This is a genomic window from Catenulispora sp. MAP12-49, from assembly GCF_041262705.1.
Classification (GTDB): domain Bacteria; phylum Actinomycetota; class Actinomycetes; order Streptomycetales; family Catenulisporaceae; genus Catenulispora.
This window is the reverse complement of the sequence record NZ_JBGCCP010000010.1, coordinates 263,532-284,050: the sequence shown is the minus strand read 5'-3', so window position 1 is coordinate 284,050 and position 20,519 is coordinate 263,532. Positions and strand designations below refer to the sequence as shown.

The window sequence follows — 20,519 nt, the reverse complement described above, 5'->3', positions numbered from 1 at the left end:
TCAACATGTGCCACAGCGGAGCGTCCCTCCGCTAGGCTCTCGCGTGTCTTGGCGGAAGCACGGATAGCCAGTGCGCGCTTTTCGTTAATGACAATCGTGATGTCCTGCGCCATGCTGCGAACAGGGTGCGAAGGCTACGGTCGGCACCGGACTCGGGAGGCTGCGAGTGAGAACGCAAGTGGTGGCCGAGGGTGGTCGGGGGCTCGCGGTGGAGTCCTGGGGCCCGGAGGACGGGTATCCGATCCTTTATTTGCACGGGATGCCCGGAAGCCGTCGCGGGCCGCGACCTCTTGTCAATCACTTGTACAACTCGGGCTTGCGGCTTATCGCCTATGACCGGCCAGGATACGGTGGCTCCGGGCGGTTGGAGGGGCGGAGTGTGAGTCACGCCGCCGCCGATGTCGCGTCGATCGCCGATGCGCTGGGCATCGAGACGTTCTCCGTCATGGGCCGCTCCGGGGGCGGTCCGCATGCGATGGCGTGTGCCGCGCTCTTGCCGGATCGGGTGCAGAACGTGGCGATCCTGGTAAGTCTGGCGCCCTTCGACGTGGACCCCGCGGAACTTGACTGGTTCGGGGGGATGACCCCGTCCAACATCCACGCTTTCACGCTGGCTGCCGAGGACCACGGATCCCTTCACGAAGAACTGCTTCAGCGCCATTCGGCGCTGAACTCCGATCCACAGCAGATGATCAGATCCCTCGTCCCGGAAATGTCGCCGGGAGATCGCCGGATCGTTTGGGAGACCGGCGTGCGCCGCATGCTGGTGCAGAACTTCGACGCCGCCTTCGACCCCGACGAGGCGGACGCGGACGCGCGCGACCACGGTCTGCAGGGCTGGTTCGACGACGTCGTCTCACTGGTGAAGCCCTGGGGGTTCCAGGTGTCGGACATCGAGGTGCCGGCCCTGCTCTGGCAGGGCGAGCTGGACACGTTCTCGCCGATGGACCACTTCTACTGGCTCGCCGACCACATCAAGAACGCCACGACCATGCTCGCGCTGGACACCGCCCACTTCGGCGCCATCCCGGCCATGCCGCGGATCCTGCGCTGGCTGGCGAACACCGCGAATCCCGCGGGCGCCGCGTCACGGCGCTGACGGTGTCGCGCCAGCCAGAGCGATGACCGCGCCTCACAGCGGCGTCGCGTCCAGCTCCCGGTCGGCCCGCTCCCAGCGGTCCAGCCGCGACGTACTCGGGTGCTTCTCGCCGCGGGTCGCCGCCATCAGCTTGCGCACCCTGGCCCGCTCGGTCACGGCCTGGTCCTCCCGGCCGGTCTCGTGCCAGGTGATCGCCAGATTCGCCTGGCACGCCAGCAGATCGGGGTGGCTCTCGCGGGCCGCGGGCTCGGCCGGCGCCAGCACCGTGCGCAGGAGGTTGGCGGTCGCCAGGTACAGCTCCTCGGCCTCGTCGAGGTGGCCGGTCTCGGCGAGGGCGTTCCCGAGGTTGATCGCGCAACCCAGGGTGCTGAGATGGGTCGACCCCAGCGCCGTGGTCAGTTCCGAGAACGTCACACGCAGCCGTTCCAGCGACTCCTCGGTGCGGCCCAGGCGCCGCAGATAGATCGCGACGTTGTTGGCGCAGACCATGGTGTCGGGGTGGTGGGGCTGCTTGTCCTGGTACTTCTGCAGCGTCGTGAGGGCCAGGTCCAGGGCGCCCTGGACGTCGCCGCTGCCGGCGCGGTGGGCGGCGGCGTTGAGCGCGTAGCCGAGCTGCGGCACCGACTGCACCGACTCCGGCGCGCCGAGCTGGACGCGGAGCCGCTCCAGCAGCTTGCCGGCCTCGGTGTAGTCGCCCGCCTTGCGGTAGCTGGTGGACAGGGCCCGGGCCGCCTCGATGGTGGCCGGGGCGTCGTCGCCGAGGGCTTCGCGGGCGTCCCGGTAGGTGACCTTGAGCAGTTCCAGGGCGCCGCTGCGGTCGCCGCAGTCCCGCAGGTCGCGGGCCAGGTTGATGGCCGACTTGAAGGTCAGGAAGTCCGTCTCGCCCAGGACGTCCCGGCGGTCGTCGAGGGTCTGCTGGTCGATCTTCAGCGCCTCGAAGGGTTCGCCCGCCGCGCGCAGCGCCACGGCCAGGTTGCTGGCCGCCAGCAGGGTCCGGGAGTGGTCCCGGCCGATGTGGGTGAGGAAGTCGACATGGTTCGCGCGGTCCAGGGCCAGTGATTCCTGGAAACGGCCCAGGGCCCGGTAGTCGGAGGCCAGCCCGCCGACCGTCATCAGCGTCGCCAGGTGTTCCGGGCCGAGGTCCGGGTGCGACCGCTGGCGCTCCAGCACGTCGGTGTTGATCTCCAGGGACCGGGCCGGGTCGCCCAGCGCGCGCAGTGCGTTGGCCAGCTCGAAGCGCATGCTCAGAGTGCGCGCGTCGTCCGGCCCGATGTCCGGATCGGCCTCCCACAGCGCGACCGTCTCCTCGGCCAGTTCGGCCGCCGGGCGCGGCTCGCCGCGCAGCCGGAGGTGGCGGACCCGGTCGACGTAGAGCTGGCGGGTCTCGGCGTTGCCGCGGCGCGCCTCGGAGTGCACCAGGTGCGGCCAGATCTCGGCGTAGACCGGCCAGGTCTTCGCGTTGTCCACATCGCCCTGCGGCGGCCGGGCCGCGACCAGGACCTCGTGGATCGCGCGGCGCAGCGCCTCCCGGTCGGCCGGCTCCGGGATCTCGTCCCGGACCACCTGCTGGATCAGCCGGTGGACCTGGAGCGGCTTGTCGGTGCCGCGCGGCACCGTGACCAGGCCGTAGTTGTTGAGCAGCTGCACGTACTGCCCGATCGGGCCCTTGCCGGAGCGCAGCCTGCTGTCATAGGGCAGCAGGGCGCGGCTCATGGCGTCGCCGTACACGAGGTTGGCCGCGACCGGTTCGGGGCCGCAGAACGCCAGCAGCTGCAGGAGCCGCTCCGCGCCCGGGGACAGCTCGCCGATCTTGGCCACGTTCAGCCGCCAGGCGGCGATGACCGAGCGGTCGTACCCGGAGGCGTGCCCGCGCTCCAGCGTCGCGGCGGGGTCGCTGCGCAGCAGCTCCAGGTAGGCCTCGACGGGCATCCCGGTCTCGGCCAGCCAGGAGCCGGCGATCTCGACGGCCAGCGGGAGGTTGCCGACCTCGACGGCGACCAGTTTGGCGTGCTGTTCCGACAGGCCCGGGACCCGGCGGGTGAGCAGGTCGATGCTCTCGGCCAGGTCGAAGACCTCGATCTCCATCGCCGGCACCGCGCTGGACCACTTCGAGTTGTTCGACGTGACCAGCACGTGGCCGTTCGCGGCCGAGGGCAACCGGTCCAGCAGCTGCTCCGGGTCCTCGGCGTTGTCGTACACCAGCAGCCAGCGCCCGCCGCGCCGGCCGGCGCGCAGGTCCTCCCGGACGGCGTCGGCGGCCTCGCCGACGTTCTGGACCTCCAGGCCCAGCCGCCGGGCGAGCTCGGCCAGGTCCTCGGTGACGAAGTTGAGGTGCTCGGCGCGGATCCACCAGACCACGTCGTAGTGGTGCTGGAAGCGGTGCGCGTACTCCACGACCAGCGCCGTCTTGCCGATGCCGCTGATGCCGAGCACGGCGTGCGTCATGTCGCCCCGGACGCCCGCGGTGAGCTGGTTCCGCAGCCGGGCCAGGCTGTCCTCGCGCCCGGTGAACCGGACGACCCGGTTCGGCACCTTCCAGTGGTCGGGCCGGGAGCGGGGGTACCGGACCCGGGGCCCGATCCGCTCGGCCTCGGTCAGCGCCTGCTCGGCGGTCATCGGCGAGCCGAGCGCGGCCAGCAGCGAGCCGGCCACGTCGACCTCGCTGCGGTTCACCGTCTCCACCGACGGCGACCAGCGCAGCGCGCCGCCCGCCATCGGGGGCTCCACGTGCAGCGCCACCAGCTTGCCCAGCTGGGTCGGCTGGGCCGGCACGTCGTTGCGGCTGGCCCAGACCGACCGGCCCAGCGCCGACTGCTGGTAGGCGCCGGACACCAGGACCAGGGTGTAGGGGGCCGACCGCATCTGCTCGGCGGTCAGCGGGTCAAGGGCCCGGCCGTCGGCCGCGGACGCCTCGTCCACGGACGTCTCCAGGCCCGCGCCGCGCAGCAGCCAGCGCAGCCACGCCACCCAGGTCCGGTCGGCCGCCAGGTGGCTGATGCAGACGTCGGCCAGCGCGACCGGTGCGCGCCGGAAGAACTTCTGCCGGTGCCGCAGCCGCAGGCCCTCGTCCATCCGAGCCAGCGATGTCACCTCGCCCTCGGTGATCAGTCCGACCAGCCGCTCCATCGCGGCCAGCACCGACTGCGGGTTGCCGGGCGAGTCGCCGAAGACGGCGAGCAGTTCCTCGTAGGAGTAGAGCGCCTTGTAAGGAATCTGCGCGAGGTTCCAGTAGGTCGCGGCATCGTGGGAGCCGATCCGGTTCACGAACGGCGCGAACCGGGCCTGCGCCACGGCCAGGCCGGTGTCGCGCCGGTCGGAGTCCGAGTCGTCCACGCGGGTCACCACCGGCAGGATGCGGACCGGGGGGCGCCGCCAGTCGGTGGCTCGGTTCTCGTAGGCCTCGACCGCCATCATCGCTGTGCCGTCGATGTTCTGGCCGCTGAGGGTGAAGCACACGACGAGGTCGTCGGGAAGGCTCTTGGTGCAGATGTCCTCGATGTCGCTGTTCCCGGTGCGGCTGTCGATCAGGACGTAGTCGTACGCCTGCTTGAGCTGGAGCCGCATCTGCTTCAGGTACGCGTTTCCGCCGAGGTGGTGGTAGAACGTGAACCAGTCCATGGCCGGGATCCCGGCGGACTGCACCGGGGCGGTGCGTCCGGCCCGGATGAAGTGCAGGCTGCCGCCGGACTCGAAGTCCCAGTCCAGCTCGACCGCGTTGTCGGACACGTGGGCGTTCTCCGCCCACCATGCGACCGGGTCGATGGTTGTGCCTTCCGTGCCGTCCGTTCCGGTCCGCCGGGCGTTGGCGGAGTCGCAGTACTGGTCGATCATGTTGATGATGCCCGGGACGTCGCGCAGCCGCCCGTCCCCGAGGAAGGGCTCGAAGAACCGGTGCAGGCCCGGCGCCTCCAGGTCCCAGTCGATCATCAGGACCCGGTGCCCGGCGGCGGCCAGGATCCAGGCCGCGTTCGCCAGCGCCATGGTGCGGCCGGTGCCGCCCTTGTAGCTGTAGAACGTCACGATCCGGCCGTCGGCGGCTTCCGAGCCCGTCATGGTCACACCTCCGTCGTCGTCGACCAGTGCACTGCCGTTCCGCGCGCCGCCGGTCACTGGGACCTCCGGAAGCGGAACAGGCCCGCGGCGAACTCGGCCACGGTGGAGAAATGCGAGGGGAAGCGTTCGCGCGGGCCGTTCCCGGACGCCGCGTGCTGGACGACCGTCTGCATCGCCTGCAGGCTCGCCCCCAGCGTCTCGTCCACAGCGGCCCGCAGGTCCGCGCCGCGTTCCCGGGTCTGCGGGTCCTTCTCGTCCCGGACCACCATGAACGTCTCCCAGGCCGGCCGTTTGGCCGCCGGATCGACGTAGGCCGCGACCTGGTCCCGCCAGCCGGTGTCGAGCAGGGCCCAGTTGTCGATGAGCAGGATGGTCGGCGCGCCGGCCAGCGTGCCGGCCAGCAGCGCGGGGGCGACGTCGTCGAACGCGACGATCTCGGGGTCGTAGCCGAGGCGGTCGGCGACGGTCTTGACGTCCGCGGCGAGCGTGCGGTCCCAGCGGTCGTCGTACGGGGCCCAGCCCGTCTGGGTGGGGCCGTAGTGCTCGACGGCCGTCCGGCCCTCCGGGGAACGGTCCCGGGTCGGGGCCAGGATCACGATCCGCAGGCGCAGGCGGGTGGGCGCGGCCCGGAAGGCGTTCGGCAGGCTCCGCAGCGCGGCAGGCGTGCCGGCCGGCAGCGGGTGTTCCCGGGCGGCCTCGCTGATCGTCCGGGCCACGTTCCTCACGACCCGGTCGTAGTCGCTGCCCGGGGCGCGGTCGACCATGAGCGAGTACAGGCCCTCGGTGATGTCGGCCCGGCCTTGGCGGGGAGTCTGGAAGTTGATCTCCAGGACGTCCGGCGGGATGTCCGCCTGCTCCACCGGCGCCCAGGTCACCGGGACGAAGTGGAGCGCGAGGTCCCGGGTGCCGACTCGCTTGCGGAAGGCCGACCACTCCAGTCCGCAGAACCGGCTTCTGAAGTACTGAGGGGAGATCAGCGGCACGAAGACGTGACACATCGCCAGGGCCTGCAGTATGGACTGTCCCGGCGCGACGGCGGAGGCGGCGTAGCCCAGGTCGCCGGGACGCTCGCCCGGCAACAGGGTACTGATCCGCTGGGTGAGGTCGTCGAAGAAGGTCAGGAAGAGATCCGGCTCCTCCCGGGGATGCTCCGCCTCGGACTCGTGCGGGCGGGCATAACTGAGAAAGAACAGCGGTTCGTGGACGGACGGTTCGTCACCGGACGGTCGAGAGCCCGCCATACCCTTCTGTCCCTTCACGTCATTCCGATACCGAACTGAAGGCGTTGTCATCTTGTGAGAACTCCGAGATGTCGCACTGGGGGATCTGTGTCGACCGCGCAATCTTGAGTATGGTGCGGGCAATAGCAATCGTGGTCCGCTTGTATTCGAGGTCGTACATCCCGAAGCGCAACTCCCAGAGCCCCTGGAGCCGGTAGCTCGAGGGCTGCCCCGCGTCCTCATACTGCACCGGCTTGGCCGCCTTGGGCAGGGGATCGGGCAAGCTGGCCTCATCGGCCCAGAGCACCGGGATGATCGCGTCGTAGGCGATCGAGCCCGCCTGCCGGGCCAGTTGCTGCCGGCGCTCGAACGCCGCCCACTCCCGCCCGCACCAGCTGCTCTCGAAGTAGGCCGGTTTGTAGAGCGCGACGAAGGTTCGACAGGTCGCCAGGGCCTCCTGCACCGCGACCTCCCACCGGGTCGCGGTTCCCATGGCGCGGTCCAGGTAGCCGGCCCGCGCCCCGGGCTCGACGGCGGCCAGGTGGCGGATCGCGTTGCACAGGTCCTGATGGAACTCGATGACGTCCTTGTCGGGCTCACCGCTGATTGTTCCGGTGTCGTTGTGCGGAGGCATCCGTGCGTAACTCAGGAAAAAGTAGGGAGCCTTGGCAAGGCGCTCCCTTTCTTCCTCTGTCACTTGTGGATTCCTTCCGACCAGCCGGGCCGACGCACTGCGGAGTGTACCGTTCGGAGGCGGCGAAGCAATATTCTGCGAAACATTTTCAGGGTTATCGACGAGCGTGTTCGGCCAGGCCCGCCACGAGGCGTTCGCCCAGCCCTGTCAACACCCCTGATACCTGGAGAGCGCCGGCGACCTGCGCGACGGCCCGGTGCCATGTTGCGTACCGCTTCCCGGCCGTGGACCGTTCCGAATCCGTGTTCGAGGTACGCAGCCATCGGGTCCGCCAGACGTCGGCGACAGCGGCATGGGCATAGAGCCCCTGGAGTGCCGCCTCGGGAGGCCGTTCGTCCCGGCGCCACGGGACGGGGAACGTCAGCGGCGAGGCCGGATCGTAGAGATCGAACATGTCCATCAAGGCGCCGATCTTGACGTGCTGGAACTCGTGGATGATGAGCAAGGCCAGGTCATCGGCGGTGTCGGGAAGCGCTATCGCGATCGCGCCGAACGCCTGGCGGGCCGTCGCGCTCGTCTGCGCGCCGGGTCGGGGCGCAAGCGGGACGATGGTCGACAGCCCCGCGCCGATGGCCGGCGCGTAGTCGGCGTACTCGGTGGCGATGAGCTGCCAGGCTTCGGCGAACATGTGCTGCCAGGCGGCGAGTGCCGCGGGATCCAGGCGGTCGACGAGTGGCTTCCCGTAGCAGTCGAGGCAGGGGTCGACGTTGTCGAGCGTGACGGTGAGATCCCCGGCCGTGAGCCGCGGACGGTGCCGGTGATCGGCGGTCGGGGAGCTCAGGTACTCCACTCCGGGCGATCCGGGCGTGGCGTCGAGATAGCGCGAGGCCCAGACCCGGAGAAACGGATGTAGCAGGGCCTTGCGATACCTCTGCGGATCGTCGCGCTGCATGGCGTCGAAGGCCTGCCAGGGCCGCCGGGAGTATTCGCCCCGCTCGCACGACGCCGTCAACACGCGGTCCAGGAGTCCGCGGTTGATGCTCTGCTGGGCGGCCGCCAGCTGCCGGATCGCGACGACGTCGCCGAGCCCCGCGGCGAGGCTGTCGAAGCAGGTCCCCGACATCTCATGGGCGGCGCCGGTTCCGGTGGCCGCCGAGTCCGGCGGCGATGCCTCCTTCACATAGGTGATGATCTTGAACAGGTCGGCGCAGTGCACCGACGGGTTGTCGAATCCCTTGTCCTTGCTGTACCGGTGCGCGTAGAGCCCGCCGCCGCAGATCTCGACGACCGGGCATTGTCGGCACGTATGACAGAGCCCTGTTACTCCGGTCTCGCGCAGGGCGAACCCGGGATGCGCGGCTGCTTCGTCGAACGAGTGCTTCAGGACGTGGAAGCCGGTGCGCGGGGCGCCGTCGTACGCGGTCTTCAGGGAGTCGGCGAGTTCGATCGATCCATCGGTCTCGACGACGGCCAGATCGCAGGGTTCTGTGCCGAGAGCCTCCTTGAGGCTCTCCCCGCCGGCCAGCGCCGACTGGATCGAGTCGAACACCCGGATGGGCAGCCGCCGCCCGTCCGCCGACCAACGGCGGTGTACGGCGATCAGCCAGTCCGCGTACGGTGTCGCGCCTGCTTCCGCCGGCCGAGACGGAGGCACATCCCAGTTCGCGTGGGGCAAAAGGTAGTCAATACGTGGGGGATCCAGGTCGGACAACGCCTGGTAGCTCTCGACCGGGTCGTTCTCCGGATCGATCGTGCACAGAAGACCTGAGAAGGCTCGCCGGTATCGAGGCGATCCCAGCCGGCGGACCGCGTTGACCACTTCCTGGAAGCTGCTCGTCCCGTTGTGGTGGACGCGGTGTCGGTCGTTGGCGGCACGGTCGCCGTCCAGCGAGATGCCGACCTTGACCCCGGTTTCGACGAGCGTCTGGCACAGTTCCTCGCCGGCGGCGGCGGCGAGGAGCACGCCGTTGGTCTGGAGGTGCAGTCCGAGCCGCGTCGTCGGGGGCAGCTCGGCACGGATGCGCTCGGCGATCCACCGTATGCGCGGACCGCCTGCGAGCAGCGGCTCCCCGCCATGGAGGACGACCCCGACCGCCGGGAGCCGGTGCGTGGCGGCGTGTTCGCCGATGCGCGCGGCCAGGCTCGCGACGATCTCCTCGCTCATCGCGACGGGCTGCGTCCGCCAGCTTTGATCCGCGTGTTCATACATGTAGCAGTACGTGCACGCGAGATTGCACCGGCTCTGGATCTTCACCACGAACAACGAGAACGGTCTTACGGAACCGTTCAAGGCGAAGCCAGCCTGACGCTCAGATCGAGGCGTCGAACGCGGCCACGGATACCTGTTTCGCGGCGACGTCCCGGACCTGTGTCCCCTCCGCCGACGCGGGTTCCGGCGCGATTCGCCGCAGCGGAACGCCGTTCAGGTCGGCGACCTTCGAGACCAACGTCTCGTGCGTACTGGTCTGAGGCTGCCGGTCGGACGTCTTCATGCGTTCCCCCTGAGCTGCGGTGGGTGCCGTTCTGGGAAGCATTGCGCCGATTCCGGACGGTGGCAAGGTGAGAGCGGTGCGGTGAGGGGCGTTTCGGGGAGGTCGCGGGGGTTTCGGGGTGACAGGGATATCAGGGGTCTCATTAACCCCGCTGGTCGCGGACGGCGGCCCGGCCGTGCCGGCCGCGCCTCACCAGGGATGCGGCCGGTAGTCCTTGAGGAAGACCCCGAACAAGTCCTCTCCCGCTTCCCCGCGCACCACCGGGTCGTAGACGCGCGCGGCGCCGTCGACCAGGTCGAGCGGGGCGTGGAAGCCGGCGTCGTGCAGGCGGGCCTTGTCCGGGTGCGGGCGTTCGTCGGTGATCCAGCCGGTGTCGACGGCCGTCATCAGGATGCCGTCCTGGTCCAGCATCTCGCGGGCGCTGGTGCGGGTCAGCATGTTGAGGGCGGCCTTGGCCATGTTGGTGTGGGGGTGGCCGGGGCCCTTGTAGCCGCGGGCGAACTGGCCCTCCATCGCGGAGACGTTGACCACGTACTTGCGGCGGGCGGTCGATGCGGCCATGGCCGGGCGCAGGCGGCTGACCAGGATGAACGGCGCGGTCACGTTGCAGAGCTGGACCTCCAGGAGCTCGATCGGGTCCACCTCCTGGACCTTGCGGCTCCAGCTGTTGGCGTCGTCCAGGTCCGGGACCAGGCCGCCGGCGTCGATCGCGGTGCCCGCCTCGATCAGTGCGGCGGTGGCCGAGCCGGAGGTCAGGGCCAGTGCGGTCAGGGCCTGCGGGCTGAGCTTCGCGCGGTGCGGGCCGGCCTGGGCGGGCAGCATCGGCTGGCGGCTCAGGTCGAAGCGTCCCAGGGTCGTCACGGCGGGCAGCTCGCCGGCCGGCGGCGGCGCGTCCTCGGCGTCGATCAGCTCCTTGTAGGCGCTGGGGGAGCGGCGGACGGTCTGCGCGGCGTTGTTGATCAGGATGTCCAGCGGCCCGGCCGCGGCCGTCTCCTCGGCCAGCGCGATGACCTGGGACGGGTCGCGCAGGTCGAGGCCGACGATGTGCAGCCGGTGCAGCCACTCGCGGCTGTCCGGCATCGCCGTGAAGCGGCGGATCGCGTCGGCGGGGAAGCGGGTGGTGATCGTGGTGTGCGCGCCGTCGCGCAGGAGGCGCAGCGCGATGTACATCCCGATCTTCGCGCGGCCGCCGGTCAGCAGCGCGCGGCGGCCGGTCAGGTCGGTCCGCGCGTCGCGGCGTGCCCGGTTCTCGGCCGCGCAGCCCGGGCACAGCTGGTGGTAGAACGCGTCGACCTCGACGTAGCGGGTCTTGCAGACGTAGCAGGAGCGCGCACGCTCGAGGAATCCGGCGACGGCGCCGGTCGATCCGCTGGTGAGCTGCAGGCCCTGGGTCTCGTCGTCGATCCGGGACGCGGCGCCCGTCGCGGTGCGTTCGGTGACGGCGCGGTCGTTCTCCGTCTTCGCCGACCGGGTCTCCTGACGGCGGCGCCGCTTGACCTCGCGGTAGACGCCGGAGGTCGCCCGGCGCAGCTCGACGGCCTGCGGGTGGTCCAGCGGCAGTTCGTCGAGCTCGGCCAGCGTCGCCAGCACCAGGCGCATGCGCTCGGGGTCTATACCGGGGTGGGACTCGGCGGTCTCGGTCACGTCGGGTCCTGGGTTCATCGCATTCGGGCTCTCTGCTGGGATCGGGCCGGGTCAACTGTAACCGGTCGCGATCTGCGCCCGGCCCCGCGATCACGGTTCGGTCACGGGCACGAACCTTGTTCCGTGTCGGACGTCATACGGCGGGGACTGTCGAGCGATGGGGAGGGCCGGGAGTGCGGGAGCGCGATGAGTATGGCGAGCGCGATGAGTATGGGGAGCGCGATGAGTACGGCGAATACGGCAGGCGTGACGAATACGCCGGGCGTCGGTCGCAGTACCAGGGCCGGGGTCAGGGCGAGGGCCGGCGCCAGCCCCAGGACGCGCGCAACGGCGGGCGCCGGTCGCGGGCCCCGTTCGTAGTCGCCACGGCCATCGTGGTGCTCGCAGGCGGGGGCTTCGGCATCGTCGAGTCCGGCGTGCTGAGCAAGAAGTCTGCGACGCCGGCGGCCGGCGGCCCGACCTCGCAAGCGCCCGCGGCCGCCGCGACGACGCCGTCCAGCACGCAGTCGTCGGCGCCCCCGACTACCCTGCAGGTCCAGGCGGGCCTGACGGCACCGATCGGCGGCGCGGGAGTCGGGACGTTCTACGGACTCGTCCAGCACGCGCTCGACCCCAACGGCCACATATCCACTGATGCGGCTGTGGCGCCCACGCTCTTTGCCGGCGCTTCGCAGTTCCACACCTATTGGAGCTCCGCGGGCAAGCCGATGGCCGGCGCAACCTGTGGCGCGAAGGCGCCGACGCTCGCCGTGGTCGAGACGCCCGTCCCGGCGGATTCGGGGTCCGGGGCGACGGTGCGGGTGGATCTCTTCGAGAAGGGCAAGCTCGTCTCCAAGGCGGCGTCGGTCGCCGTGGACGCGAGCGGCAAGATCGAGTCGATCAAGTGCGTGACGGCGGCGATGCCGGCCTATCCGGGCTTGGCCTTCGTCCTGAGCACCTACGGCAAGAACCAGATACCGAGCAAGCAGATCACGTCGAGCCACGCCTACGCGCCCACCTCCCAAGACGCGCCCGCGCCCGATTTCGGCGGCGAATGGAACGTCTGCTCGCAGTACGAGCCCGGCAGCTGGGTCTTCTACGCTCCGGTAACCACGTCCGCCGGTTCCGCCTGGCGCTTCTCCTACGACCAGATCACGTATCCGAATCCTGCGAACCTCTTCGTGGATCCGTCCTCCGGAGACGTGCAGCGCGTCATCTGCGAGGGACTGCCGTCGATCCCGGCCTCGGACCCCGCAGCCGCCGGCAAGGACTCGCACGTTTATGGCGGCGACCCCGCCGACGCTTTGGTGATGTACGCGCTTCAGTCCTACGTCCGCGAGCGCTCCCTCGTCAGCTCCGGCGCGAAGCCCACGTCGGAGGTGGCACCGTACTTCGCGTCGGCCGACGCGTTCCAGACCGACCTGTCCACAACGGGCAAGATCCCGTTGCTCTGTGTCGCCAAGGATCCGTTCGGTGTCGTCGCGAAGGGCATCGGTACGGTGACGGGGACGAACGAGTCCGTCGGTATCAGCGTCGTGGGTGCGCCCACTGACGGGAACCAGGCCGACACTCCCACGATCGGCACGGCGACCTACACCGTCGACCTCACCACGATGAAGATCACTGGGATCGTGTGCCACTAGGCAGCGGCGCCGTCCACGACAGCTGCCCGATCAGCTCCTCGGCGGTGAGCGGCGGCGTCTGCGGCTTCGCGGGCGGGCGTCCGGCGCTCAGGGCGGCGCTGGAGGCGATGTTGGTCTCGACGCGCGGGCGGCGTAGGCGGTCGTAGTCGGCGAACGCCGCTGCCGGGGTGGGGGCGTCGCGCAGGGCTTTGGCCAGGATCACCGCGTCCTCCAGGGCCATGGAGGCGCCCTGGCCGGTGGCCGGTGAGGCGGCGTGGGCGGCGTCGCCGATGAGCACTGCGCGGGGCGTGTGCCAGCGCAGGCCCGGGGGCAGGTCGACGGCGTTGGTCACCGTGAGCTGGTCGCTCGTGGCGGCGACGATGTCCGCGGCCGGTGTGGTGTCCGGGCGGAGCAGGGGGAGGCGCTGTCCGCGGGCGTACTGCTCGTCCCGCAGGGCGTCGGCACGATCCTGTCGCGGACCGTCACCGGCGGCGCGATCGACCGGCTCGGCGCGCGGGTCATCGCTCTGAGCGGCTTCGCGATCGTCGCCGTCGCGACGGTCCCGTTCGCGCTGGCCGGGCCGCACACCGCCGAGTGGCAGCTCGGGGTGTGGATGGTGGTGCGCGGGTTCGGCCTCGGCGCCGTGACCATGCCGGTGATGGTCGCCGGGTACGTCGGGCTGGCGAAGGACCAGATCCCGCATTCCAGTGTGCTGACGAGGACGGCGCAGCAGATCGGCGGGTCGTTCGGGACGGCGGTGCTGGCGGTGATCCTCCAGGAGGGGGTCGCCGCGCATCCGAGGACGCCGGTGGACGCGTTCCACACGGCCTTCTGGTGGTCGGTCGGGTTCTCGGCGGTGGCGGTGCTGTTGTCGCTGACGCTGCCCGGGGTCCAGCGGGCGGCCGGATCGGGCGCCGGGGCCGGGGCCGGTTCTGATGCCGCCGCCGGACAGCGCACCGATGCCGTGAAGGCGTGAGGCGAGACGAAGAACGACCCCGCCGCGGATGCGGCGGGGTCGTTCTGGGCCTAACTGGTGCCGGACAGAGCGATGCGGTTTACGGGAACGGAATGACCTTCCAGTACTGCGGGTTCGCGATGGTGCCCGAGTTGCAGGCCAAGATGGCCGGGGCGCCGTTGTCCAAACCGGTGATGCCGTTCAGCTTGCACATCAGCTCTGCCGCGTTGCCCGTGCTGGTGACGACGTCGACGAAGAGCGTGTCGCTCTGGATGGTCTCGGAGACGTCGACCACCGGGGCCGCCGGGGCCACCGTGGTACCGGGGTAGCCGGGCAGTGCCGACAGCGTCTGGGGCAACGGGCTGCGGACCTGGGACCCGTTGACGAAGCGGTAGTTCAGCACGTTGTTGTTCAGGCCGACCTGCTCGCCCTGCGAGGCGCTGTGCCAGACGATGTCGATGTCCGGGCCGGCGGGGCCGGCGGGGCCGGTGGCCCCGGTCGCTCCGGTCGCGCCCGTGGCACCCGTGGCACCCGTGGGTCCGGTGGGACCGTTGGCAGGCCCGGCCGGGCCGGTCGCACCAGTCGCACCAGTCGGACCGGCGGGCCCGATCGGCCCGCGCTCGCCCTTGGGGCCAGGCTTCCCGACGCACTGGCACTTCTCGTGCGGCCGGTGGTGGCACGCCTTGTGCTCCATGTGGTGGTGGAAATGCCGCTCGAAGTGCCGGTGCGGCGCGAACTCGTGCGGAGGCTCCGGTGGGGGCAGCGGCATCCCGTCGGACTTCGGCGTGACCGCGTGGTGGATCGCGGCCTGGTGGACCGCGGCCTTGTGGACCGCGACGTTGTGCACCGCGGCCTGGTGGACGGCCGCGTTGTGCACCGCAGCCTCGTGGACCGCCGCGTTGTGCACCGCAGCCCGGTGGACCGCCGCGCTGTGCACCGCGGCCTTGTGGACCGAGGTCTCGTGGATCGCGGCCTCGTGCAGCGCGGGGCGCACGGCGGCGCTGAGCGTCGTCCGCTCCGCCACGTGCGCCGCGTGCGGGGCCGAGAGCGCGGCCGGGTGCGCCGCCATAGGCGTCGAGAACGCGGCGACGCTGACCGGGGCGGCCATGAGCGGCGTGGTGCTCGCGGAGGCCTCGGTGCGGACCGCGTTGTTGTGCGCCGTGTCGTGCCCGCCGCCGACCACCGTCAGCGTGGCGCCGGCGAGCACCGTCAGGCCGGTGGTGACCATGACGCACTTCTGGAGCGTCCCCACCGGCCTCTGAGAGTCTTGCGACATGCTGAAGAGCCCTTTCGGAAGTAGAGCTGGGGTTTGACGACTTGTCTCAGACGTCACATTTCCCGGCGCCGGAATCCGCCGAAACGGCATTACCGTTTTCTCACTCACTCGGCCGATATGCCGAGGTCGGGCCACGCTCGCGGGACGTATCAGAGAATTGTCGACACGCCGCGCCCGCAGGTCCGCGAATCCGCATTCCTCATATCAACGACGGGCGTCCGTGAGCCGCTGCAAGGACATCTCGCGATTGGCGGCGGTCTGCTGCCGGTGCAGATCCGGCAGGTCCGGCATCGCGAGGAGCATGTCGCAGGCCCGCACCGAGCCGACGAAGTCGTCGACCCAGTACGCGCTGATGGAGAGCTCGAACAACAAGCCCCACCGGTACACCCACGGACGGACGAACAGGACGTCGTCCGGCTGCGGCTCGCCGATTCCGGCGCTGGCGAACGCGTAAGCCGCCTGGTACCGCCCGCGCAGCCTGAGCCGCGACGTCAGCTCGTACAGCGCCTCCAGCCGCTCCGGCCGGTACTCCCAGGCCTCGATCAGCGTGTCCATCGCCGCCGGCCAGTCGCCGGCCTCCGCGGTCAGCTCGCCGATCTGCAGCAGCGAGAAGTAGACCTCCTCGACCCAGCCGCCCATCTTCGCCCGCCGCCGGTACAGGGCCACGGCCCTGTCGGTCTCGCCGAGATCGCGCCGCGTCTGGGCCAGGTAGAACACCGTGCGCGGGTTGTCCGGGTCGCGTTCCAGGTCCGCGGACAGCAGGCGCGCGTCGCGCTCGAACTTGTCGGCGCGCGAGCCGCCGTCGGCGAAGTGGTCGACCACCAGCTCGTCGAGGTGGAGCTGGCGGTCGGGGCGGTCGGTGGTGAGGTACTCGTGGGTGGAGCCGACGTAGCGCCACGGCAGGTCGCCGCGGACCAGCCGCTTGTTGCGGTACTCCACGTCGCCGCTGTGGCGGATCATGTACGAGTCCGCGTCCAGCGCCGGCAGCTCGCCGGTCTGGCGCAGGACCATGTCGGCGTCGACCAGGAGCAGGTAGTCGGCCTTGCCGCGGGCGTGGTCCAGGTTCAGCGAGCGGTTGTGGCCGAAGTCCTGCCACGGGTCCTCGTACAGCTCGCCGGGGACGTCGGCCATCGCCGCGAGGATCAGGTCCTGGGTGCCGTCGGTCGAGCCGGTGTCGGAGATCACCCAGTAGTCCACGACGTCGCGGACCGAGGCCAGACAGCGCTCGATCACCGCCGCCTCGTTCTTCACGATCATGCACAGGCAGATCGCGGCGCGCCGGGTGACCTTCAGCCCCGCCTCGTTGGCGGCGCGGGTCCGCTCGTCCAGGGTCGCTGCCCCGGCCGCCCCGTCGGGCCTGGGACCCGGCAGGATCGACGGTAGCTGCGCAGGCGAAGGCTTGCTCACGGCGGCGTCCCTTCCGACGGGCGGTATGTCCGTTACGCGCACATACCGTAGCCGCCGGTCGCCCACGGAATGCGCAGGGGAGCCGGTCCCCGCTCATCGCGGCGTGTCGCGCCGAAGCGGGCGGCGCTTACGCTGGTGTGGTGCGTACGCGACCGACGTTGACTTGGGAACCGACCGGCGAGGTTTTTCCGCGCACGACGAGCCTGGACGCCATGGTGGACCTGGTGGCCGGGCGCGGGGTGGTCGTGCTGAGCGGCGCGGGGCTGTCCACGGAGTCGGGGATCCCCGACTACCGCGGCGAATCCGGAGCGCTTCGCAAGCACACGCCGATGACCTACGAGGACTTCGCGGGCAGTGCGCAGGCCCGGCAGCGGTACTGGGCGCGCAGCCACCTCGGGTGGCGGGCGATGGCCGGGGCGCGGCCGAACGCCGGGCACCGGGCGGTCGCGGCGCTGCGCGCCTCCGGGCACGTGGACGGCGTGATCACGCAGAACGTCGACGGGCTGCACCAGGCGGCCGGGACCCTGCCGGAGGTCGTCGACCTGCACGGGAGCCTGGACCGGGTGATCTGCCTGACCTGCGGGGCGTTCAGCGAGCGGACGGAACTGGAGCGCCGGCTGATCCAGGCCAATCCGGTCTTCGACGGGGTCGCGGCGCGGATCAACCCCGACGGCGACGTGGACCTGGCCGAGGACGCGGTGCTGCGGTTCCGGCCGGTGGACTGCGACGCCTGCGGCCGGGGGGTGCTGAAGCCGGATGTCGTGTTCTTCGGCGAGAACGTGCCCAAGGCGCGCGTCGAGCAGTGCAACGAGCTGGTGGACCGGGCCGAGGCGTTGCTGGTGCTCGGATCGTCGTTGACGGTGATGTCGGGGCTGCGCTTCGTGCGGCGGGCGGCCGGGGCGGGCAAGCCGGTCGTGATCGTCAACCAGGGTGTGACGCGGGGCGACAGGTACGCCTCGACACGCATAGAGGCTCCGTTGGGCGCCGCCCTCGTGGAACTGGTGGGGCGTGTGGGGGCAGCGGGACAGGTGAGGTAGCCCAGCAGGTCAGCGCGACGTACGATGACTGCGCTCCCATGGTTTCGGGGAGTACGGGGTTTTGCTTCAGGGGGGTTCCACCATGGTTCAACCGTTGACTCGTCGTGCCCTGATACTGCTGGCGGCCGGTGTCGCGGCCGCCGGGGCCGGGGTCTTCGCCTCGGGTCCGGCCACTGCTGATGTCGTCCCGCAGCCGACCGTCACCTCGGCGGTCTTCCCGCCGGACGGGCAGCCCGGGCCGGTGATCCGGACGCCGGGGACGTTCACCTTCTCGGTGCCGGCCGCCAGCGGCGTCGTCGAGTTCGACTACGTGCTCAACGGCACGCTGTCCACGCCGCCCGGCAGCAACGCGCACGTCGCGGCCGGTGCCGACGGGACGGCGACCACGCCGGAGCTGCGCTCGGCGCAGTTCGGGACCAACACGCTCACCGTCGAGGCGGTCGACGCCGCCGGGGACGTGTCGGAGCCGGCGACCTACACCTTCTCCCTCACCGGTAGCGCGCAGGTCGACGGCTACTCGGACTACGACGGCGACGGCCACGCCGACCTGCTGTCCGTCGGCGCCGACGGCGGCCTGCGGTTCTCGGCCGGCGGCGGCGACGGGTCGGTGGCGCCCGCGGTCGGCACGCTGCCGGGGACGAACCTCACCGGGGCGCTCATCGCCGGCGGCGGCGACGAGCGGCGCGGGGAGTTCCAGGACCTGTTCGTCTACCAGAACGGCAACCTGTACAACGCGTTCGGCGACGGCCTCGGCGGGTTCTCGCCGTCGCAGGAGGTGCTGGTGCCCGCGCCGTCGGGGCAGACGGCGTGGCCGGCGTTCACGCAGCTCTTCTCGCCCGGCGACCTCACCGGGCACCACCGGGCGGACCTGGTCGGCAAGGTCGGCGACCAGTTGTTCCTGTACTCGTCGGTGGTGATGGACCGCTACAACGCGCCGGTGGCGACCGCCGGGGCCGGGTGGAGCGGCCGGACGGTCATCGGCATCGTGCCCGCCGCGAACGGGCTGCACGACCTGATCGCGCGGGACGACGCGACGGGCCAGGTCTGGCTCTACCCGGGCGCGGCCGACGGGACCTTCGGCGACGGGACCACGCGGGTGCTGGTCGGCCACGGGCTGACGGCCGCGCGGTATCCGCTGCTGGTCAGCAAGGGCGACGCCAACGGCGACGGGCTGCCGGACATCTGGGCCGTGAACAAGCACGGCAACCTGGTGCTGCTGCCGGGGGTCGCCGGGGGCGGGTTCGGCAAGGCGGAGAAGGTCTCGGGGCACAAGGCGTGGGCCGGGGTGGCCGAACTCGGCTGAGGCCCGGCGGCCGGCGTTCTCCCGGTGCCGACCGGGAGAACGTCAGGTTGCTGCTGCCGGTACGGTGGCGCGATGACTGCGATGCTGCTGCCGCGCGAGAACGCGCGGTTCATGCTGGGCCCGATGCCCTTGCTGGTGCTGGCGGACGCGCCGATGCACGCGGAGTTCCCGGAGTTGGCGTCGCTGGACGGACTGCTGCCGACCTGCGACGGGTGGACGCTCATGGCCGGGTTCTCGGTGTGTGTGCTCGACGGCGCGGACGGCGGATGCCTGATACCCACGATGGGCCAGCCGGACGGCGTGCAGGGCGCCGTCGCCTGGCGTGACGCCGTCGAACAGAACGGGGGCGCGGTGGTGGTCTCGCTGCCCGCGATCCCGGACGAGTTCGACTGGGACGCGATCTTCGGCGGGGGATGGCGGGCCCGGGGCGGGTTCGTGCGGGGACTGGGAGTGAATGAGTGAGGGCCCTGGCGCTCGGTGGAGAGCGCCGGGGCCCGCTCGGCGATCAGCGGCGTGATCTGTAACTCGATCTGTGGCGTGACCAGTGGCTTGATCAGTGGCTCGATCAGTGGCGCGTGGGAGACACGGCCTCGACGTAGCGCGGCGCGTGATGAGGCCACGAATGGTGCGCCTCGAAGGTGGTGCGGGCTTCGGCCGCGATCTCGGCGCGCGAGGCCGGCGTGTCCTTGAGGAACGCGGCCAGAGCGTCGGCGAAGGCGCGGATGGTCATGTCGGCGGCCTCGTACGCGTGGCCCGCGGTGAGGCGGACGTTCTCGCGCAGCGGGCGCAGCGCGACGGGGATGCCGCGGGCCATCGCGTGGGTGACTTTGTTCATCGCGCAGAAGTGGTTGAACGGGTTGTCGGGGTCGGGCACGGCCATCGTGTCGATCTTGCCGAGGAAGGTGTCGACGGCGCCGGGCCCCAGCCAGCCGTGGAAGGTCACGAGCTCGTCCAGGCCAAGGCGCGTCGCGGCGGCGCGCGCGGCGGGCAGCGCGGGCCCGTCGCCGGCGACCTCGACGTGGAAGCCGGCGACGCCGTCGGCGCGCAGCAGGGCGACGGCGTCGAGGAGGTCGGTGAGGCCGTCCTGTTCGCCGACGACGCCGAGGTAGCCGATGGTCAGGTCGGCCTGGGAGTCGCTCTGCTCGGAAAGCTCCGGAGCGGCTGTGGCTGCGACATCAGCATCGGCGTCGCCGGCTGCCGGCGGCACCTCGGCCGTCCGGATGATCAGCGCGTCGCGCCGGTACCGGCTCAGGATCCGCGCCCGCTGCTCCTCGCTAGGGGTTATCACCACGTCCGCGGTCGTGATCATGCGGTGCTCGGCCGCCAGGAAGAGCGGTGTCAGCCTGTTGAATCCGGCGCGCGACTCGGCCAGCACCGGGACCACGTCCCGCTGGTCGTAGACCGTGCGCACGCCGCGCCGGCGGGCCCACCAGGCGAGCGGGAACAGCAGGTCGGGAGGGTTGCCGATCTGCAGCATGCGGGGCGTCGAGGCGTGCGAGGAGCGCAGTGCGCCGCGGGCGGCCCGGGCCGCCGCCGCCGCGGTCCACAGGCCCTCGGCCGCCGTCGCGAGCGCGCCCTGGCCCTCGAAGGAGCGGAAGCGGATCACCTCGATGCCGTCGATCCGCTCCGGTCCGGCCCGGCGTCCGCGGATCGCCGGGCACACCACCGTGACCCGCGCGCCGTCGGCGCGCAGCGCAAGGGCCTGGGACCAGGCGCGCTGGTCGTCGGGCACGGGCAGATTCAGCAGCACCAGGACGGCGTGCGGTGTTCGGGTACGTTCTGTCATGGTTCCCCACCC

General features: G+C 71.0%; 16 protein-coding genes. 6 read left to right on the top strand and 10 right to left on the bottom strand.

The window, feature by feature from the left end:
• The first annotated feature begins 178 nt into the window (after positions 1 to 178).
• Entirely contained in the window at positions 179 to 1,099 is a 921-nt protein-coding gene (locus tag ABIA35_RS20820) for an alpha/beta hydrolase (RefSeq protein WP_370358947.1), read from the top strand.
• Between the two features lie 33 nt (positions 1,100 to 1,132).
• Here the strand turns inward: ABIA35_RS20820 and fxsT are convergent, their stop codons facing one another.
• The 6 genes from fxsT to ABIA35_RS20790 form a co-directional block, all read right to left on the bottom strand.
• On the bottom strand, positions 1,133 to 5,152 hold the full coding sequence (gene fxsT / locus ABIA35_RS20815) for an FxSxx-COOH system tetratricopeptide repeat protein (protein ID WP_370358946.1): 4,020 nt from the start codon (positions 5,150 to 5,152) through the stop codon (positions 1,133 to 1,135).
• A 53-nt stretch (positions 5,153 to 5,205) separates the two neighbouring features.
• Complete coding sequence (fsxC, locus tag ABIA35_RS20810; protein ID WP_370358945.1) at positions 5,206 to 6,393, bottom strand: FxsC protein; 1,188 nt, start codon at positions 6,391 to 6,393, stop codon at positions 5,206 to 5,208.
• 19 nt (positions 6,394 to 6,412) lie between these two features.
• Positions 6,413 to 7,069 carry a TIR-like protein FxsC gene (locus tag ABIA35_RS20805; RefSeq protein WP_370336093.1) on the bottom strand — a complete coding sequence of 219 codons (657 nt, stop codon included), beginning with the start codon at positions 7,067 to 7,069 and terminating at the stop codon, positions 6,413 to 6,415.
• Positions 7,070 to 7,160: 91 nt separating this feature from the next.
• A complete protein-coding gene (locus ABIA35_RS20800; protein ID WP_370358944.1) occupies positions 7,161 to 9,260 on the bottom strand; it encodes an FxsB family cyclophane-forming radical SAM/SPASM peptide maturase in 2,100 nt (699 codons plus the stop codon).
• A gap of 55 nt (positions 9,261 to 9,315) precedes the next feature.
• Positions 9,316 to 9,498 carry a hypothetical protein gene (locus ABIA35_RS20795; protein ID WP_370336091.1) on the bottom strand — a complete coding sequence of 61 codons (183 nt, stop codon included), beginning with the start codon at positions 9,496 to 9,498 and terminating at the stop codon, positions 9,316 to 9,318.
• A gap of 189 nt (positions 9,499 to 9,687) precedes the next feature.
• Positions 9,688 to 11,160 carry an SDR family NAD(P)-dependent oxidoreductase gene (locus ABIA35_RS20790; protein ID WP_370336089.1) on the bottom strand — a complete coding sequence of 491 codons (1,473 nt, stop codon included), beginning with the start codon at positions 11,158 to 11,160 and terminating at the stop codon, positions 9,688 to 9,690.
• Positions 11,161 to 11,315: 155 nt separating this feature from the next.
• Between ABIA35_RS20790 and ABIA35_RS20785 the strand changes: the two genes are divergently transcribed.
• Positions 11,316 to 12,764, top strand: coding sequence for a hypothetical protein (locus tag ABIA35_RS20785; protein WP_370358943.1), 1,449 nt, complete (start codon positions 11,316 to 11,318; stop codon positions 12,762 to 12,764).
• On the opposite strand, the gene ABIA35_RS20780 is transcribed toward ABIA35_RS20785, so the two are convergent.
• The gene (locus ABIA35_RS20780) at positions 12,742 to 13,095 is read right to left on the bottom strand and encodes an FAD-dependent oxidoreductase (RefSeq protein ID WP_370358942.1); all 354 of its coding nucleotides are present in this window, start codon (positions 13,093 to 13,095) and stop codon (positions 12,742 to 12,744) included. The genes ABIA35_RS20785 and ABIA35_RS20780 overlap by 23 nt on opposite strands.
• On the opposite strand from ABIA35_RS20780, the gene ABIA35_RS20775 reads away from it, so the two are divergent.
• Positions 13,054 to 13,719 carry a hypothetical protein gene (locus tag ABIA35_RS20775; protein WP_370358941.1) on the top strand — a complete coding sequence of 222 codons (666 nt, stop codon included), beginning with the start codon at positions 13,054 to 13,056 and terminating at the stop codon, positions 13,717 to 13,719. The genes ABIA35_RS20780 and ABIA35_RS20775 overlap by 42 nt on opposite strands.
• Before the next feature lie 79 nt (positions 13,720 to 13,798).
• On the opposite strand, the gene ABIA35_RS20770 is transcribed toward ABIA35_RS20775, so the two are convergent.
• Both ABIA35_RS20770 and ABIA35_RS20765 read right to left on the bottom strand, forming a co-directional pair.
• Positions 13,799 to 14,974 (bottom strand): hypothetical protein, encoded by a 1,176-nt coding sequence (locus tag ABIA35_RS20770; protein ID WP_370358940.1) that lies wholly within the window; start codon positions 14,972 to 14,974, stop codon positions 13,799 to 13,801.
• 204 nt (positions 14,975 to 15,178) lie between these two features.
• Positions 15,179 to 16,381, bottom strand: a complete 1,203-nt coding sequence (locus ABIA35_RS20765) for a glycosyltransferase (protein ID WP_370336079.1) — start codon at positions 16,379 to 16,381, stop codon at positions 15,179 to 15,181.
• Between the two features lie 140 nt (positions 16,382 to 16,521).
• On the opposite strand from ABIA35_RS20765, the gene ABIA35_RS20760 reads away from it, so the two are divergent.
• From ABIA35_RS20760 to ABIA35_RS20750, 3 genes are all read left to right on the top strand, one after another.
• A complete protein-coding gene (locus ABIA35_RS20760) occupies positions 16,522 to 17,418 on the top strand; it encodes an NAD-dependent protein deacetylase (RefSeq protein WP_370358939.1) in 897 nt (298 codons plus the stop codon).
• A 94-nt stretch (positions 17,419 to 17,512) separates the two neighbouring features.
• Positions 17,513 to 18,721: an FG-GAP repeat domain-containing protein gene (locus ABIA35_RS20755; protein WP_370358938.1), complete on the top strand. Its 1,209-nt coding sequence runs from the start codon at positions 17,513 to 17,515 to the stop codon at positions 18,719 to 18,721.
• 72 nt (positions 18,722 to 18,793) lie between these two features.
• The gene (locus tag ABIA35_RS20750) at positions 18,794 to 19,183 is read left to right on the top strand and encodes a hypothetical protein (protein WP_370358937.1); all 390 of its coding nucleotides are present in this window, start codon (positions 18,794 to 18,796) and stop codon (positions 19,181 to 19,183) included.
• Between the two features lie 103 nt (positions 19,184 to 19,286).
• Here ABIA35_RS20750 and ABIA35_RS20745 read toward each other — a convergent pair whose 3' ends face one another.
• Positions 19,287 to 20,507 (bottom strand): glycosyltransferase, encoded by a 1,221-nt coding sequence (locus tag ABIA35_RS20745; protein WP_370358935.1) that lies wholly within the window; start codon positions 20,505 to 20,507, stop codon positions 19,287 to 19,289.
• Positions 20,508 to 20,519 lie beyond the last annotated feature (12 nt).

What these genes read in the sequence shown, in the direction of transcription:
- fxsT (WP_370358946.1), bottom strand. Translation starts at nt 5,152, where the DNA reads ATGACGGGCTCGGAAGCCGCCGACGGCCGGATCGTGACGTTCTACAGC.
- fsxC (WP_370358945.1), bottom strand. Translation starts at nt 6,393, where the DNA reads ATGGCGGGCTCTCGACCGTCCGGTGACGAACCGTCCGTCCACGAACCG.
- ABIA35_RS20745 (WP_370358935.1), bottom strand. Translation starts at nt 20,507, where the DNA reads ATGACAGAACGTACCCGAACACCGCACGCCGTCCTGGTGCTGCTGAAT.
- ABIA35_RS20750 (WP_370358937.1), top strand. Translation starts at nt 18,794, where the DNA reads ATGACTGCGATGCTGCTGCCGCGCGAGAACGCGCGGTTCATGCTGGGC.
- ABIA35_RS20790 (WP_370336089.1), bottom strand. Translation starts at nt 11,160, where the DNA reads ATGAACCCAGGACCCGACGTGACCGAGACCGCCGAGTCCCACCCCGGT.
- ABIA35_RS20770 (WP_370358940.1), bottom strand. Translation starts at nt 14,974, where the DNA reads ATGTCGCAAGACTCTCAGAGGCCGGTGGGGACGCTCCAGAAGTGCGTC.
- ABIA35_RS20795 (WP_370336091.1), bottom strand. Translation starts at nt 9,498, where the DNA reads ATGAAGACGTCCGACCGGCAGCCTCAGACCAGTACGCACGAGACGTTG.